General features: G+C 63.0%; 12 protein-coding genes. 6 read left to right on the top strand and 6 right to left on the bottom strand.

Translation table 11 applies throughout. From position 1 onward, the window contains the following. Positions 1-30: 30 nt before the first annotated feature. The 3 genes from ABZV44_RS33115 to ABZV44_RS33105 form a co-directional block, all read right to left on the bottom strand. Positions 31-543, bottom strand: a complete 513-nt coding sequence (locus tag ABZV44_RS33115) for a DoxX family protein (RefSeq protein ID WP_354845076.1) — start codon at positions 541-543, stop codon at positions 31-33. Positions 544-697: 154 nt separating this feature from the next. Further along, a complete protein-coding gene (locus tag ABZV44_RS33110; RefSeq protein ID WP_354845073.1) occupies positions 698-1306 on the bottom strand; it encodes a VOC family protein in 609 nt (202 codons plus the stop codon). 312 nt (positions 1307-1618) lie between these two features. Beyond that, complete coding sequence (locus tag ABZV44_RS33105; RefSeq protein WP_354845070.1) at positions 1619-1981, bottom strand: FCD domain-containing protein; 363 nt, start codon at positions 1979-1981, stop codon at positions 1619-1621. An 88-nt stretch (positions 1982-2069) separates the two neighbouring features. Between ABZV44_RS33105 and ABZV44_RS33100 the strand changes: the two genes are divergently transcribed. The 4 genes from ABZV44_RS33100 (at position 2070) to ABZV44_RS33085 (ending at position 6408) form a co-directional block, all read left to right on the top strand. Next, positions 2070-2642: a Rieske 2Fe-2S domain-containing protein gene (locus ABZV44_RS33100; protein ID WP_354845067.1), complete on the top strand. Its 573-nt coding sequence runs from the start codon at positions 2070-2072 to the stop codon at positions 2640-2642. A 78-nt stretch (positions 2643-2720) separates the two neighbouring features. Further along, positions 2721-3506: an aldolase/citrate lyase family protein gene (locus tag ABZV44_RS33095; protein ID WP_354845065.1), complete on the top strand. Its 786-nt coding sequence runs from the start codon at positions 2721-2723 to the stop codon at positions 3504-3506. A 102-nt stretch (positions 3507-3608) separates the two neighbouring features. After that, the gene (locus tag ABZV44_RS33090; protein WP_354845062.1) at positions 3609-5051 is read left to right on the top strand and encodes an NAD-dependent succinate-semialdehyde dehydrogenase; all 1443 of its coding nucleotides are present in this window, start codon (positions 3609-3611) and stop codon (positions 5049-5051) included. A 250-nt stretch (positions 5052-5301) separates the two neighbouring features. Continuing rightward, entirely contained in the window at positions 5302-6408 is a 1107-nt protein-coding gene (locus ABZV44_RS33085; RefSeq protein WP_354845059.1) for a hypothetical protein, read from the top strand. 529 nt (positions 6409-6937) lie between these two features. Here the strand turns inward: ABZV44_RS33085 and ABZV44_RS33080 are convergent. Further along, the gene (locus tag ABZV44_RS33080; RefSeq protein WP_354845057.1) at positions 6938-10231 is read right to left on the bottom strand and encodes a protein kinase; all 3294 of its coding nucleotides are present in this window, start codon (positions 10229-10231) and stop codon (positions 6938-6940) included. A 1722-nt stretch (positions 10232-11953) separates the two neighbouring features. On the opposite strand from ABZV44_RS33080, the gene ABZV44_RS33075 reads away from it, so the two are divergent. Next, complete coding sequence (locus tag ABZV44_RS33075; RefSeq protein ID WP_354845054.1) at positions 11954-12352, top strand: hypothetical protein; 399 nt, start codon at positions 11954-11956, stop codon at positions 12350-12352. 35 nt (positions 12353-12387) lie between these two features. Further along, positions 12388-12630, top strand: a complete 243-nt coding sequence (locus tag ABZV44_RS33070; protein WP_354845051.1) for a hypothetical protein — start codon at positions 12388-12390, stop codon at positions 12628-12630. 222 nt (positions 12631-12852) lie between these two features. On the opposite strand, the gene ABZV44_RS33065 is transcribed toward ABZV44_RS33070, so the two are convergent. Beyond that, positions 12853-14337 carry an aldehyde dehydrogenase gene (locus ABZV44_RS33065; protein ID WP_354845048.1) on the bottom strand — a complete coding sequence of 495 codons (1485 nt, stop codon included), beginning with the start codon at positions 14335-14337 and terminating at the stop codon, positions 12853-12855. 249 nt (positions 14338-14586) lie between these two features. Beyond that, positions 14587-15186, bottom strand: a complete 600-nt coding sequence (locus ABZV44_RS33060; RefSeq protein ID WP_354845045.1) for a TetR/AcrR family transcriptional regulator — start codon at positions 15184-15186, stop codon at positions 14587-14589. Positions 15187-15230 lie beyond the last annotated feature (44 nt).

Genomic DNA, 15230 nt, shown 5'->3' with positions numbered 1-15230 from the left:
TGGTGACCGAACATTGGCTCGTGTGCACCATTACCTGTGTGGATTGTCTCTCTCGCGAGCCCGCGCGGAGGCACTGGCGATGATGGTAGCCAGGGCACCGACCACGCCTGCGGTACAGCCCCAGAAGATGCCGTGGAACTCCCAGCCCAGCGACCGCTCCAGCGACCATCCGCCAGGGCCTGTTGACGCGAGCGCAATCGCGAGCAATGCCAGGACGGCGACATATTCCCAGCCTCCTTTGAAGACGAAGAACCCCTTGCCTCGGTGGTCGGTGGACGCGGCGACGCCCATGGTTCCGGTGATCATCACGGCGGCAAGGGGCACCGCCAGCCCGGACATTACGAGAAGTCCGGACACCAGCTCTGTTACGACAGCTGTTCTAGCATGCAGCAAGCCCGGCCTCAGGCCCACGCTCTCGAACCACGACGCAGTGCCGGTGATTCCACCTGGACCGAAGCATTTGTTGATGCCGTGGACGCACATGGTGATACCGACGGTGACTCGGATCAGGAACAAACCCAGATCCATCGACGCGCCATTCATGCATCTTCCATTCATGGCCGCTCGCTGCCCCGGCCGCCTGCTGACAAGGTAGGCAGGCCGGCAGCGAGTCGGTTGGTGATCAGGGCGCTGCGGAGTACGCCCTGGTATGGCTAGGTTTTCCTGGTTCGGGAGAAGCGAGCGAGCGTCTAGTTGCTCACTCGCTCCGCAAAGCCGGCACTGGATCGGTGTCCCAGAACCACATCTCCGGATCGTGGTCCTGCCAGCGGGGATGCGCCCTATCGAAGGTAGCGATTTCGAGCGGGATGCCGTTCGGGTCGTAGAAGTAGATCGACTCGACAAAGTGCTCGTCTTCTCGAGTGATGATTTTGGTGACCTCGACACCGTTTGTAATCAGGTGCTCGCGAAACCAAACCATGTCCTCGTGACTATCGACATCGAAGGCAAGATGGTCCATTTTTCGAGGGTGCCGTGCGACTCGCTCACCTGGCCACAGCCACACGCCCGTCACTGCAGGCTCCGAGTCCTCCGCCGATCCTGATGCCGCCTCGATTTGAAGAAGTGACAGCAGACCGCCGTTGCCCATGTCGAAGAAATAGTTCTTCAACATGTTGAAACCGCGCTTCTGGACCGGGTAATTATCTTTGGTCCGTGTCCGCACGAGACGCAACCCCAAGATGTCCCGATAGAACCGAACGCTCGTGTCCATATCGTCGACAATCAGCTGTAGATGATTGACTCCCTGCAGACGTCCGGCCGCAGGACCGTTGCTCTTGATGAGCGAATGGGATGAATAGGCAGTCATCTGCCGACCTCCTGGTGATAGTGGGCGCAGTGCCTGGTTGGCGCACGCCCGAGATGGGGCCGGGGGAGGCGGGCGCGCGCTCGCCCCGGCCGCAACCGATCAGCAGCTGGGCGGCACCCACCACTGATGAAAACTATTTAAATAGATTTCCCACATGATTGTCAATGACGACCGCGGATCGCCCCGCGTCGGGGCGAGCGAGGGCTGGGCGAGGTTGGATGCGGATCGCATGACCCACGCCTGCGGCCGGGCATGAAGGCCCGCGAAACCGCCAGAGGTGCGTGAGCCAAGGATTCCGATTCGACTCGTTGATCATCGGGTGACGTAGGCGAAGGGCTGTGCCGCCTTGTCCCATCCGGACAGGAGTCGATGGTTCGTTTCGAGCAGGGTCACGTACTCCTCGAGGTGGCCGCGCATCAGCTTTTCGGCCTTGGCAGCGCTGCCGCGCGCGATCGCGTCGCGGATCTGAGAGTGTGAGATCGCGAGCTGGTCACCGAGGTTCGGAACCCGCTCCTCGTTGAAGATGTCGACGCTGATGTCACGGACGGCATGTCCGATCAGCACCAACACCGGATCGCCGGCGAACTCGGCGACCGAGAGGTGAAAGTTGCTGTGATCGTCGGACGTCGCCCTGGGTTCATAGGGCCCTGGCGGCGAAATCGGCAGGTCAAGCATCAAACGAACCCAGGTCGAGCCCGCGATCGACCTCAGGCCTGTTGACATCAGTGCCGTAATTCATTTAGATGAATTACGATACATATCCATGGGTGCGAGTGGCGCCCATCACTGGTTCCTCGGCGGTCTGCACGTCAGTGCAGCGGTCGGGCGAGCAGGAGGATTAGTGAGGACACGCCTGATGTGGCGCGTATGTGACCGCTTCGCAGCACGATTTGGCGGTAGTGCGCAACGGGCAGGAACTGCCGATCTCCGCAGAAGTCTGCCCGGGACCGTCGACCACCCGTGCCTGACCTACTACGTTGACCACTGCCATGTCGGGACCGTCATGGTCGATTGTTTGCCTGCCCTGCATCGGGATCGCCGCGTCGTGCTCGAGATCGAAGGCCATCAATCCTCGATCCTGGTTCTGTTCGTGCGACGCCGCCTATACGCCATCGACAACCGCTGCCCACATCGAACCCGTCGGCTCGAAGACGCGACAGTCCGTGGCCGCGATCTGATCTGCCCTGGCCACGGGCTCCGATTCAAGCTCGCGGGCCGCGATGGTCGGGCATACCGCCCGCAGGAAGCACGCTTAAGGCATTACCCAGTCTGGTGCGAAGACGGCCGGCTGCACTTGTGCCTCTACCCGCAGCCGTTCCGGCGACACTCCGCGTGAGCGGGCGTGTCTTCGCGGACCCGACGTCCAAGACTATTCAGATCGGCAGTATCAGTAATGATTCTCAGAACGAACACCTTGAAGGAGAAGCTGCAACAGGGCGAGCGGGTACTCGGATGCAGTTTCAATGAAGCGCGCGACCCAGGTTCGGTATACGCCTTGGCCGCCGCGGGCGCGGATACGGTCTTCTTCGATTTCGAGCACAACGCTCACAACACCGAAACGGTGCTGGACTTGGTCGCTCACGCCCACGGTGCCGGCATCGCGCCATTGGTTCGCCCGCCGTCAGTCGAGTATGAATGGATAACGCGACTGCTTGACGGTGGCTGCCAGTCATTGCTGATCCCCCACTTGCGCACTCCGGCAGAGGTGCACAACCTAATCGAATTGTCCTTCTACCACCCCCTCGGCCGCCGCGGAGTGGTGATGGTCGGCGGGGCTGGGGTGAACTATCAAGAAGTAACTGATGTGCGCCACGCGATGAGATGGGCAAACCAACAGACCCTTCTCGGCCTCGTCATCGAAACAGCCGAAGCCGTGGAAAACCTGCCCGACATGCTGGTGCCAGGGATCGGGCTTGCTGTTGTCGGGCACCAAGACCTCGCGCACTCCTTCGGGGTCGCAGGCGAACCGAACCACCACCTCGTCGTCGACGCGGAGCATCAGGTCGCGGCACTGTGTCGTCAGCGAGGAATCGCATTCGGTGCCTTCCGATCCGATCCCGTGGCCATCCATGCTGCCTTCGACCAGGGAGCCCAGCTCATCGTCCACGGCGGAATACTTGCTTACATCAGGCGATGCGTACGCGAAGCCGCGGAGCTCGTCAAGGGCGACGGCCCAGATACACCGCACCCGATCGCATGATCACCATCCCGTCAGCCTCCGCGATCCTCCGACCTGACTCCCCGGATCGGCGAACTAAAGGCGGCGGGCTGCAGGGTCTGAACAAAGGAAACAATGAACGCTATGGCAGCGGCGGCACAGACCGCCACCGGAATATGGATCGACGGCAAGTTCCACGACGCTCTCGACGGCGCACGATTCGCCGTCGAGGACCCATCGACAGGACTCACATTGACCGATTGCGCCTGCGCGGGCACCGAAGATGCCACTCGCGCACTCGATTCGGCATGCCGAGCCCAATCGACGTGGGCAGCCGCCGCACCACGAGAGCGTTCGGAAGTCCTGCGAGCCGCGTGGGAACTCCTCACCGCGAACGCCGTCGAGTTCGCCCACCTGATAACCGCCGAAATGGGCAAGCCTGTCAACGAAAGCCTCTCCGAGGTTTCCTACGGCGCGGAATTCCTGCGCTGGTACAGCGAAGAAGCTGTCCGAATCAACGGGCGCGTCACCCGCTCACCCTCCGGCACTGGCCGGATACTCGTCGACAAGGTGCCGGTAGGCCCCTGCTTGGCGATCACCCCCTGGAACTTCCCGCTTGCCATGGCAACTCGCAAAATCGGACCGGCCCTCGCAGCCGGGTGCACAATTGTGCTCAAGCCCTCGGAAGAGACCCCACTAACCGCCCTCGCACTTGCACAGGTCTTCGATAACGCAGGCCTGCCGGCCGGCGTGCTGTCGGTCCTTCCAACGACAGACTCAGCGGCAGTTGCAGGGCAATTGATGAACGACCGTCGTCTACGCAAGGTTTCCTTCACCGGATCTACATCGGTCGGAAGGGAGCTGATCGCACGCGCTGCTCCCAACGTCCTGAGGATGTCGATGGAACTGGGAGGAAACGCGCCGTTCATCGTTCTCCACGACGCGGACATCGATGCTGCTGTCAACGGTGCCATGATCGCCAAGATGCGTAACGGTGGCCAAGCCTGCACCGCAGCGAACCGGTTCCTCGTCGCCGCCCCTATACGCGAAGCCTTCACCAGCAGATTGTCGGAGCGGATGGCCGCCTTGACAGTAGGTTCGGGCTACCTGGACAACGTTGACCTCGGCCCGTTGATCAGCCGCAAGCATCATGACAAGGTTGCACGTCTCGTAGACGAAGCGATCATGGATGGCGCACGCCTGCGCACTGGCGGCAAACCGATACAACGGCCCGGCTACTTCTACGAGGCCACCGTTCTCGACAATGTACCGGCCGATGCGCGCGTCCTCGACGAGGAAATATTCGGCCCTATAGCCGTGATCACCGAATTCGAGACACGCGAACAAGCGATCGAACTGGCTAATCGTACCGACTACGGCCTGGCCGCCTATGTGTACACCAAAGACCTCGCTCAAGCTCACAAGGTCAGCGATGCCCTACAATTCGGAATGATCGGGATCAATCGCGCCATGGTCTCCGACCCTGCTGCGCCGTTCGGTGGAATCAAACACTCAGGGCTGGGGACCGAGGGCGGTGCAGAAGGTCTAGCTGAGTACCTTGAGTCCAAATACATCGCGACAACTTAGTCTGGATCTACCCGCCCAACTCAAGCAGGCGCTCATGAAATTATGAATTCCGCCCAGTGCAGTACTGCCAGACGCTGATGCACCGAGCGAACCAGCTAATACCAACCCTAGCGGCGCGAGACAGGCTGACTCAACGGCGTAAATTATTTCCGCGTGTTGAAAAGGTTCAGACTCAAACCGGACCCTGTTCGGGCTAGGCCGAAGAGCGGAGAGTGCGCATCTCGATCAATCGATGACAGGAGAGCCCGACATGCTGCTGCGCTATCACCTTGCTGATGGACACGCGCGCGCTGTGGCTGACGCTGCCATTGCTGCCGAGCGACTCGGCAGGTGGGCGAACATGCCAAGGGTCTTTTTACGCGATGCAGCCGTCGGCTACCTCGACAACCGGACCCGACTCCTTACCGGTCGCGAGCCGACCTGGTTCAACCAAGCGCTGGCTTACCTCACAGCCTCGGGCGATGATTCCTCAGGTCCCGTGCTCCAGGCAGCAGCCAGCGGTGATAAGTGTTCAGGCGGAGAATACGATCGGTACAAACTTTCGGACTCATTCAAATACGTCAAAGAGACTGACCACGATCGCGATTCCCCTCCCGCCTCTTTCTGGCAGGCGGCTCTGGAGAGTTGCGATGACGGTGTAGTGATTTTGACTCTCGCCGACGCAGCGAGTGCACGCGGGCGGCTGCAGCGGCAGCATCAGCTCATCATGCGTGCCCATGTTCTGGACCCCACGAAAACGATCGAGCATCTGCTCAGATCGGATTTTCCCAACCACTGGGCGCCAGGGTTTCTCGCTCAAACCGTCAGCCGGCTCGAAGCCAATGGATTCTCGCTGTTCGCAGAGATACTCGCGTGCACGATGGCGGAGGGCCAGGACTTCTTCGCCCTCATTGCCCTGGCAACAACTCGCGCCCAACTCGGCGACATTATGACAGCGCGACGGTTGCGGCGCTTCGCTGCCGACCACGGATACAAGAAACCAAATAGGTCGCAGACAGCCGACAACGTTCGATCCAGACCATTGCCCGCACCTCACCATGACCGAAGACCGTCAACCCGCACGCAGCCCAGAACGCCGATGGAAGCGCTCGCCGTTAGATGCGGCGATTACATCGACAGCGGCCATCCGGAAGACGCGCGCCGGGCATGGCAATCCGTGGCCGATGCAGGTCTATTCTGGCAATCTGTATTTGACATCTACATCAGTCAACTGCACCAGATCCTGCCCGACCCGAACTTCGGCCTCACCGACGATGGGGCCGATGCAGAGACTTGGTCTATCAATGCACGTGATCTGTTCTCGACTCTGGACAGCCTGCATGACTTCTTTAATGGACGAGGCCATCGCATTTATTAGCCTGAATCCACCGAGCCGGTTCGGGCTGGCCTATGCGCCGGAAGCGCACAGGCCAGCAGGTTTTCAGGTATAGGGTCGCCGCTGGTCTGCCCGGCTTTCCACTGTGGTTCCTGGTCGAAGGGTCCCGGTTGCCCTGAGTTCATACGGTCGAGAGTGTGGTGATGGTGGCGTTCCACGTGGTCGCCATTCATCGGCCGAGGGCCAGTGAGCAGGCAAGTGCAGCATGAGTTTTCGCTCAGGATGAGCCAGATGAGGTCCGGACGGTGACGAGTTGGGTGGCCCTGCGGGCTTGGCCCAGCACAGGATCGGCCAGGCACCGGTGGCGCAGGGTCAGCTCCTCCTGGCGAGCAGCATCGCGGGCGCGACGCACAATCGACCGAGTAGTGGCCCAATCGGGCTTGGAGGCGAAATTGGTGTAGCCGCTTTCGGCCACCTTGGCGTCGGAGAGCCGCCCACCGGTTCCCTGTACCGCGCCCAGAACTCGTGCGGGTATCACGATCGGTGCGGTCTGATGGTGCTGATAGTGCGGTCAAGAATTGTCTTGATGGGCCTGGTCCACGATCCAGGCCGCGATCTGCGTGCGGGAGGTAAACCCGAGTTTGGTCAGGATGTGTTCGACGTGTCCTTGGGCAGTGCGTTGCGAGATCACCAACTTGGCGGCGATCTGCTTGTTGGTGAGTCCGCGGGCGACGAGCTCGGCGACCTGCCGTTCACGCTTGGTCAACGCCGTTTCCGAAACGCGCGATGCGGTGGTCGGCGGCTCACCCAGCGCGTAGGCCACTGCAGCGTTCATCCCCAACCCCTGGCCGCGTCGCAACGCCGCATCGAATCGTCGCTCACCGAGCGCGCCACGCACCATGCGCTCGTATTCATCGTGAACGTTGACCAGCTGAAAAAGAATCGAAATGCCAGAGCCGGACGGCAGCAGACTGTCCGCTGCACCCATCAGCACGGCCGCGCGCTCGTCATCGCTATTGGCGACGGTCCAGGCCAGCCCCTCGAGATCGAATGCCGCGACCAGAGGACTACGCACGCCCCGGTTGAGCCGCAGCGATTCCTGTAGCAACTGTTGCGCGCGGGAGCGCTCGCCTTGCCGCAATACGGAGATTCCTAGCCCCCACAGAGCCATCGATCGGTACAGCAGTTCGCCGCACTCTGCGGTGATCGACACGATTTGCTCGTGGCACTCGATCGCCCGCCGGATATCGCCCTGCAGTTCGTATGCCCGAGCGAGCAACGCCGCCGCGCCAAGATACAGGTGTCCTCGCCTGTTCGAGCCGAACACCTCGACGGCACGCTGGAAGAACGAGACCGCGCCAGCAGGTTCATCGCGATACAGCGCCAAGGCGCCCTCGGCGTAGGCGACCAGCGCCCGGTTCATGGGAGTGCGATCCTGCTCAGCGAATGCCCGCGCCTGCTCCAGAAAGGCATCAGCCAACGGAAGATCCTGCTGCACTGCGGCGAAGACAATGCTGGGCAATAGTGCCCGGACACGATCGGGTATCGAGCGCGCGCCGGGGTGAGTAAGCGCGCGGTCGAGCCACCGTAGACCTTCCCCGTACAGACCCCTGAAGCTCCAGAACCTCCACAGGGCGGCAGCGGTGCGCAGCCCGGCCTCGCCCGAACCTGCACTGTTGTCTGACAGGCAGAACTCGAGCGCGTCGCGCAAGTTCGGTTGCTCACGCTCAAGCCGGGCCATCCAGTCGGGCTGCCCTTCACTGATCCACCCGGCCTCTGCATCAAGCGCCAGCCGCTCGAACCAGTCGCGGTGTGCTCGTCGCAGGTCCTGGTATTCGCCGCGCCTTTCCAACTGCTCCCGCCCGTAGTCCCGCACGGTCTCGAGCATCCGGAAACGCACGGTGCCATTGAGCGTCTCCCGGTTCACGATCGACTTGTCGACCAGGGATGACAACGCGTCCAGCAGACCGGCGGGATCAAGGTCGGCACCGCACACTTGCTCGGCGGCGTCGAGTTCGAAGCCGCCGGAGAACACCGACAGCCGGGCCCACAATCGCTGCTCGACCGGGGTGCACAACTGGTGGCTCCAGTCGATGCACAATCTCAGGGTCTGCTGTCGCCGCGGCGCGCTACGGCTGGCGTGAGTGAGCAGCGCATACCGATCTGTAAGCCGCACCAAGATCTGCTCCGGTGCCATCGTGCGCGTCCGCGCCGCAGCCAGCTCGATCGCCAGCGGCAACCCATCCAGACGTGAACAGATGCCTGCTACCGCGGCCATATTCTCCTTGGTGACCTCGAAACCCTGCACCACGGCGGCGGCGCGCTCGGCGAACAGCGTCACCGCATCGTATTGGGGCAGTCCCCGCAGTGTGAGCTCATCGTCGGGATCGGGGACCTGCAGTGGCGGCACCCACAGCACTGCTTCCCCGGCGACGTCCAAGAGCTCGCGGCTTGTGACGAGAACCCGCAGGCCGGGAGAAGCCAGCAACAGCGTCTCGACCAGGTGCACCAACGCCTCGACCACCTGCTCGCCGTTGTCCAAAACGAGGAGCACTTCCCGAGCCTGCAAGAACTCGACCAGCACCTGCTGCATCGGCCGGCCCGAATCGTCTCGAAGGCCCATGCCAGCCGCCACGACATCGACCAGCAGGGCCGGGTCGCGCACGCTGGCAAGCTCGATCACCCACACGCCGTCGGCGAAACCTGATCGAGCATTCGACGCCGCCCGCAACGCGAGCCGCGTCTTACCCACCCCACCAATCCCGGCCAAGGTCACCAACCGTGACACCGACAACAGATTCTTGATCTCCAACACCTCCGTGCGGCGGTCAACGAAACTGGTCAGCTCGAGCGGCAGCCCACCAGTGCTACCGCGCCCCGCGGTCTGCGACGGGACCGGTCCCCCCATTCGCAGGATGGGCTCCGGTAGCCCGGGCACCGGAGCAAGCCCGTGAGCCGCAGCCGGTTTTCCATGCACAACCATCTCGCCGACCTGGTAACCATGGTGCTGCTGCACATGCCGGATCGCCTCACCCAACCCCGCCGCCGACGGCCGCGCCTGCGGATCCCGGCTCATCGCGGACTCCACCACCGTCGCCACATCGCCGGGAATACCACCCTCCCGGAGATCTGGCACCGGCTGACTGGTGATCCGCACAAATTGCGCCACCACCTGCTCACCACTACGCCGCTCGAACGCAGCATGCCCCGTCAACGCAGCGAACAGGGTCGCGCCCAGCCCGTATACGTCCGCCGCCGGTGTCGCAACCTCGCCACCGAGCACCTCCGGAGCGGTGAACGCCGGGGACGCGGTCACGATGCCCGCGGCAGTCTGGAACGCCCCGGCCATGTGCGCAATACCGAAATCGGTCAACGCCGGCTCCCCGTACTCGCTCAGAAGAATATTGCCCGGCTTCACGTCGCGATGCACTATCCCCAACCGATGCGCGCTCTCTAGCGCACCGGCGATCTTCACCCCCACCCACAATGCCGTCTCGATCGGTATCGGCCCCTCCCGTCGAATCCACGCATCCAGCGAATCCAGCGGGTGATACGGCATCACCAGATAGCGCCGCCCGGTCGCGGTGACACCAACCTGCAGCACAGTGACGATGTTCGGATGCCGGGTCAAGCGGCCCATCGCCTTCTGCTCACGAAAGAACCGCTCCTGGTTGTCCGCGTCCAACTCCGCGGTCAGCACCTTCACCGCTACCGTGCGATCAAGCTCCACCTGCCTACAGCGGTACACCACACCGAAACCACCGCGCCCGATCTCCTCGGCATCTTCGAACCCGGACGCACTCAACTCCACCGCGACCGGCATGCCCACGTCGCGGCGGGTCCGCTGCGGATCCTCGTCGACCATCAGTGGCAGACAATCCACTGGACGTGTGCACCAACATCGGGCACCATGCGCTTACCTCCGACGATGCCCAGCCTATCGCCAACCCCGGAGTGCGGCCGCCCATCCACGTTGGGGACCGCCCCAGCTTCGGTTGCCGAGGAAATCAGACACCTGATCGATGCGCTGCGCGCCGATGGCGGCGGCGATCATGGCGCGAAGCGGGGTCGGCGTCGGCGCCCAGCCGCAGCTGCAACTGCCCGCCACCGGCGGAGACCGAAATGGTCGAACCAGCACGCGCCATCCATCGCCTGCACAATCGTGCGGTGTGTGCGATTAGACCCTGATCGGCGCGGCCTCCCCGCGGTGGCCCAATTGGTCAACTCAGGTCCGCTGACTCCACGCACGCGCTCGCTGGGCTCAGCGGCGCTGGCTGCACCGCTGGCACAAGCGGCTAGTAAGCCGCTGGCCGCGTCGGGTAATGGCCCCGCTCGGATAAACGGGCATTGACGGCGAGCACCGGTGATCTGTCGCCGGAACCCTATATATCGTCACCAACTTCGGCTCCGGAACGGCCCGAGATGCCGGACCGGTTCGGTCTCTCACCTCGCGGACGGTCGTCGTCAGACCAGTGTCCGAATGCGATCAGCAACTCGACACCGCCCGCACCACTAACCGAAAGCTACTCGCACGATGTGAACAAACACGCCAAGCCGGGCCTTGCTAGCCAAAGCCCCAGTTACGCAGCCACATTCCTTTCCACAGCAGCTCGACGGAACTATGGTCGGCTACCTGCCCGCTGATGCGGTTCAGCGTGCGCGGCCAGTGGTCGACGAGCTGGCGGTCACGGGCCAGTTCCTTCTTGCCGCAGCGCTTCTCGTCGGCGGATCGGATAGCACCCTGCCGGGTGGTGGCCCGGGAAAGTCCTATGGGTGCGTGTTCAGGTCCGGACCGGTGCAGCGACTCGGTCCGCCGCAGGGGCCAACCTGGCGATGTGCCGTAGGCGAGCAGTAACTCGCGCAGCACCGCAGTGCCGGGCCGACATGGCGGTCGGGGTGGTCGCTTATCGGCCAGCTAGGCGTCGTTGGGTGACGTGTGTCCGTTCGCACTTTAGTTGGCATCGTCGACCTGGGGATTGACAGATTGGATGCGACGGATTCCGGGGTCACTGTCTCGCTTTAGTTGTCATTTCCGGCGGGATTGGCACTTTAGTTGTCATTTCCGGAGGGTTTTCGGGCGCGAGATACGTCACTGTGACGTAAATGGTTGGTATCCCAAGGGAGAGCGGATCGACCGGGCGCGGTGGCGGGATGCGCTCTTCGCGAGTCGAGGTGCTCGGCGGTTTGGGCATCGACTGCGTTGTCGGGACAGTGGTGCTGTTCGTGCACCCTGGGGTCGGGGCTCCGTTTCTGGTGCGCATGCCCGGCGATACCGAAAGCCTCATCGAACTGACCTCCGAGCAGGTCGCGACGGTGCAGGATCGTCTGCTTCCGGTCAAGCGCCGGTTCTCTACCGACATCGCGATCCCCGACGGTGTCCCGATCGCGACTCTGTGCGGGGAGGCTGTAACACGCCTCGAGAACCGCAGCATCCGAAATCAGTCTTGGACTTCGCCGGCGGTTTGGGTCCCAGCGTGGATGCGTGGACCAAAAGCGCGAGCACTGCTGCGATGGCTATTTGGTTGCCGCCGTGGAAGATTCCGCGACGGTCGAACGCCGCGAATCGTGAAATCGAGCTGCCCGCAAGATGCCCGTGGACGTCGCCTGCATCGATCCGGCGGTGTTCGGCGAGTTGCGGGCTGCGCTGGCTGCTGGCAACGAGGGTGATGTCGGCGGGCTGATCAGCCGGACGAACGACAGCCTGCGGCGACACATGAATCTCACCCGATGGTGGTCGCAGGACATCGAATTCGCGTTGCGGGTGTCACCGCGTGACCGTGAATTGGTGTTCACCATCGTCGACCGCACCGGCACCGAGTACTCCTTCGGGGAGCATAGTCGTGGTCTCACTCATTTTTTGGCCTACTACGTCCAGATCCGCGCCCACCAACGCGGTGAACGCTCGGAGTTGCTGTTGATGGATGAGCCGGACGCGTACCTGTCGAACTCCGGGCAGCAGGACCTTCTGCGCGTGCTGATGCTTTAATCCCCGTCTCGGGGTGGCGGGTTGATCCTCGGCGGGTGAGCGGTGATGCTGCCGGTGGAGGTGATGCCGGTGGCTCGCAAGCGGATGTGTTCGTCAGAGCAGTGACCCCGGAAGGGGGCCACAAACTGGCCCAGATCGCACGGCGCAGCAAGCAACCGATCCGGATGCGGCGGGCTGTGGAGGTGATGGCCTCGGCGCAGCATCAGCCGGTCGGGTTCATCGCGAAGCTGATGCAGGTATCGGAATCCGCTTGTGGCCGGGTATTCGGAGAGCGCTGACAAATGTCCCCTCGGCGGGATTTGAACCTGCGAGACCCGCATCAGCGGCCCGCCGCCGCGAACTTGGTGTCGATGGCGCAGCGGCGGGCTCGACGGCGTCGCTGGGCGGCTCAAGCGTCGCGAGGCCGGGTCAGGTGATGTCGAAGGGGGCAATGGCGAAATCGGGCAGCAAATGCGGTAGCCGCACCAGCAGCGACAAGATGACCGCTGGCAGGGGCTCCGTCAGGCCGGCATGTGAATGGACTTCTTCTCCAGGTACTCTGCGAAGCCCTCCACGCCGCCCTCGCGTCCGAGACCTGATTGTTTGAAGCCCCCGAACGGAACGCAGATTTCTAAGACTGCACCGTTCACCGAGCAAGTGCCGGTGCGGATCCGGCGAGCGATCTGGTAACCCGCCTCGATGTCACTGGTGTAGACGCTGCCGGCCAGACCGTAGTCGGAGTTGTTGGCGATCCGCACCGCATCGTCGACGTCTTCGTAGGTGATCACGCTGATGACGGGGCCGAAGACCTCCTCCTGGGCAATTCGCATGTCCGGGCGGACGTCTGCCAGCAGGGTGGGCTGGAAGAAGTAGCCCCGTTCGGGCGTGGCGGGCCGGCCGCCGCCGGTGACGATCCGCGCGCCTTCCGAGACCGCCAGATCGACATAGCCCTGCACTCGTGGGAGCTGTCGATCGACCGTGAGCGGTCCGATCATCGTGCTCGCATCGTGTGCGCTGCCGACTGGCAACGCTTCGAGGGCTGCGGCGAACTTCTCTAGCAACTCGGCCTCACGTTCGCGGGAGACGAGCACGCGGGTCAGTCCGAAGCACATCTGGCCGGTGTAACCGCAGCCGCCCAGCACCAGTGTCTGCAGGACATCGTCGATCGGTGCGTCATCCAGGATGATCGCCGCGGACTTCCCCCCGAGCTCCAGAGTCACCCGTGCGATCCGCTCAGCTGCGACCGCCATGATCTGCTTGCCCACGACGGTGCTGCCGGTAAAGCTGATCTTGTCCACATTCGGGTCGGCCACGAGCGCCTGGCTGACTTCCGCCCCGGCAGTCAGTACGGATACCACGCCGGGCGGGAGGTCGCCCGACTCCGTCAGTTCGGCGATCACCTCGGCGAAGACAAACGTCGTCAGCGGTGTTTCCTGCGGTGTCTTCAGAACGGCTGTGCAGCCGGCGATCAGGGCAGGGCCCAGCTTCAGTCCTGTCAACGGCAGTGCGCCATTCCATGGCACGATCGCCGCGACCACACCCACTGGCTCGGACACCACGCGGCTCTCCCCGCCGTCGGGCCGCATGACCTCCCGCTCGAATTCGTATTCACGTGCGATGGCGATGAACCGGCGCAGGAAGCCTACGCAGCTCGACTGGGCGAACTCGCTGAACGGCCCTGGCACGCCGCCCTCGAGTGTGCCGATCCGTGCCAGTTCGGGGATCCGCGCCTCGATGCGGTCGGCGATCTTCTCCATCACGGCGGCGCGTTGCTGAGGAGTCCAGGTCGGCCACGGGCCATTGTCGAAGGCATCCCGGGCGGCGGCCACTGCCGCGCGGACATCCTCCTCGGATGCCTCGGTGACAGTAGCGATCGTTTCCTCGGTCGAGGGATCGATGACAGGGATGCGAGGGCCGGTGGCCCGAACCCAGCGTCCTCCTATCAGGACATCCGTCCGATCGCCGAGGTAGGACGCTTCGGTATCCGTGGAAACACTGGTGGTCATGCTTTTCCTTCCGTTGGGAGGGTGCCCTGGTGCGGTCGGCAGGCGACGAGGCTGATGATGTCGTGACGGCGCCACCGTCACCATCGCCGGTCGATTCGACGATCTCGATCCGCTCGCGGTGCACAGGAGTGACCTCCCGGTTACGGGTTTCTCCGCCGTCAGCGAACTCGGTCCAACGAGGGTGGCACAGGATTTGACCGTGAGTCAAGAAATTCTTGACTCACGGTCAAATCCTGGTGCAAGTTGCTCTCAGTCAGCAGCTGTTTCGAGGGTGGTGAACACCGCTTCGGCCTGATTGACAAGGATCGCGACGACCATCGACCGATCCGACCGCGGAGCTGTCTTGCGGAGTCGTATCGCGAAGTCCACGCAGTGATGGGCCCAACTGTGCAGGGCTGCATCGAGCAGTTCGTCCCCAGGGGAACCGCCGAATGCCAGCAGCATGCGGCTTGCGGTGAAGTCCATCATTGTGGTCCCTGCCTCGTCCTGCTCGTCTTGCCATCCTTGACTGACGATGGTCTCCATGGCCTGCGGATGAGCCGCCATGAAATCGAGGAAGACCTCCAGCTCACGGCGCAGCCACGCCCTCGGATCGTCTTGCGCATCCAACACGTCGTTCTCTTCGAATGACTGGCGCACCCCGTTGAGGAGGTCTCGGACGACGCCATGGAACAGCGCCTCCTTGTCCTTGAAGTAGTAGAAGACCAGGCCTCGCGCCATACGAGCCCTCTCGGCGACCATAGCGACGGTGATCTCAGCATAGGGCAGGTCTTCCATCAACCCGAGTCCCGCATTGATCAGCCGGCGGCGCTTGTCGTCGGCCTTTGAACTCGTTTCAGGCTTGGTCATAAGGCCAGACTATTGCTTCAGTCGAAGTCCGCGGGCGGGCGGAG

Origin of the sequence: Nocardia sp. NPDC004860 (genome assembly GCF_040609015.1) — a bacterium.
In the GTDB taxonomy this organism is placed as follows: domain Bacteria; phylum Actinomycetota; class Actinomycetes; order Mycobacteriales; family Mycobacteriaceae; genus Nocardia.
This window is presented reverse-complemented; position numbering and strand designations above follow the sequence as displayed.

Excerpts from the sequence above, each read along its gene's own strand:
- ABZV44_RS33115 (WP_354845076.1), bottom strand. The coding sequence starts at position 543 with ATGAATGGCGCGTCGATGGATCTGGGTTTGTTCCTGATCCGAGTCACC.
- ABZV44_RS33110 (WP_354845073.1), bottom strand. The coding sequence starts at position 1,306 with ATGACTGCCTATTCATCCCATTCGCTCATCAAGAGCAACGGTCCTGCG.
- ABZV44_RS33105 (WP_354845070.1), bottom strand. The coding sequence starts at position 1,981 with ATGCTTGACCTGCCGATTTCGCCGCCAGGGCCCTATGAACCCAGGGCG.
- ABZV44_RS33100 (WP_354845067.1), top strand. The coding sequence starts at position 2,070 with ATGGGTGCGAGTGGCGCCCATCACTGGTTCCTCGGCGGTCTGCACGTC.
- ABZV44_RS33090 (WP_354845062.1), top strand. The coding sequence starts at position 3,609 with ATGGCAGCGGCGGCACAGACCGCCACCGGAATATGGATCGACGGCAAG.
- ABZV44_RS33085 (WP_354845059.1), top strand. The coding sequence starts at position 5,302 with ATGCTGCTGCGCTATCACCTTGCTGATGGACACGCGCGCGCTGTGGCT.
- ABZV44_RS33080 (WP_354845057.1), bottom strand. The coding sequence starts at position 10,231 with ATGGTCGACGAGGATCCGCAGCGGACCCGCCGCGACGTGGGCATGCCG.
- ABZV44_RS33075 (WP_354845054.1), top strand. The coding sequence starts at position 11,954 with ATGCCCGTGGACGTCGCCTGCATCGATCCGGCGGTGTTCGGCGAGTTG.
- ABZV44_RS33065 (WP_354845048.1), bottom strand. The coding sequence starts at position 14,337 with ATGACCACCAGTGTTTCCACGGATACCGAAGCGTCCTACCTCGGCGAT.
- ABZV44_RS33060 (WP_354845045.1), bottom strand. The coding sequence starts at position 15,186 with ATGACCAAGCCTGAAACGAGTTCAAAGGCCGACGACAAGCGCCGCCGG.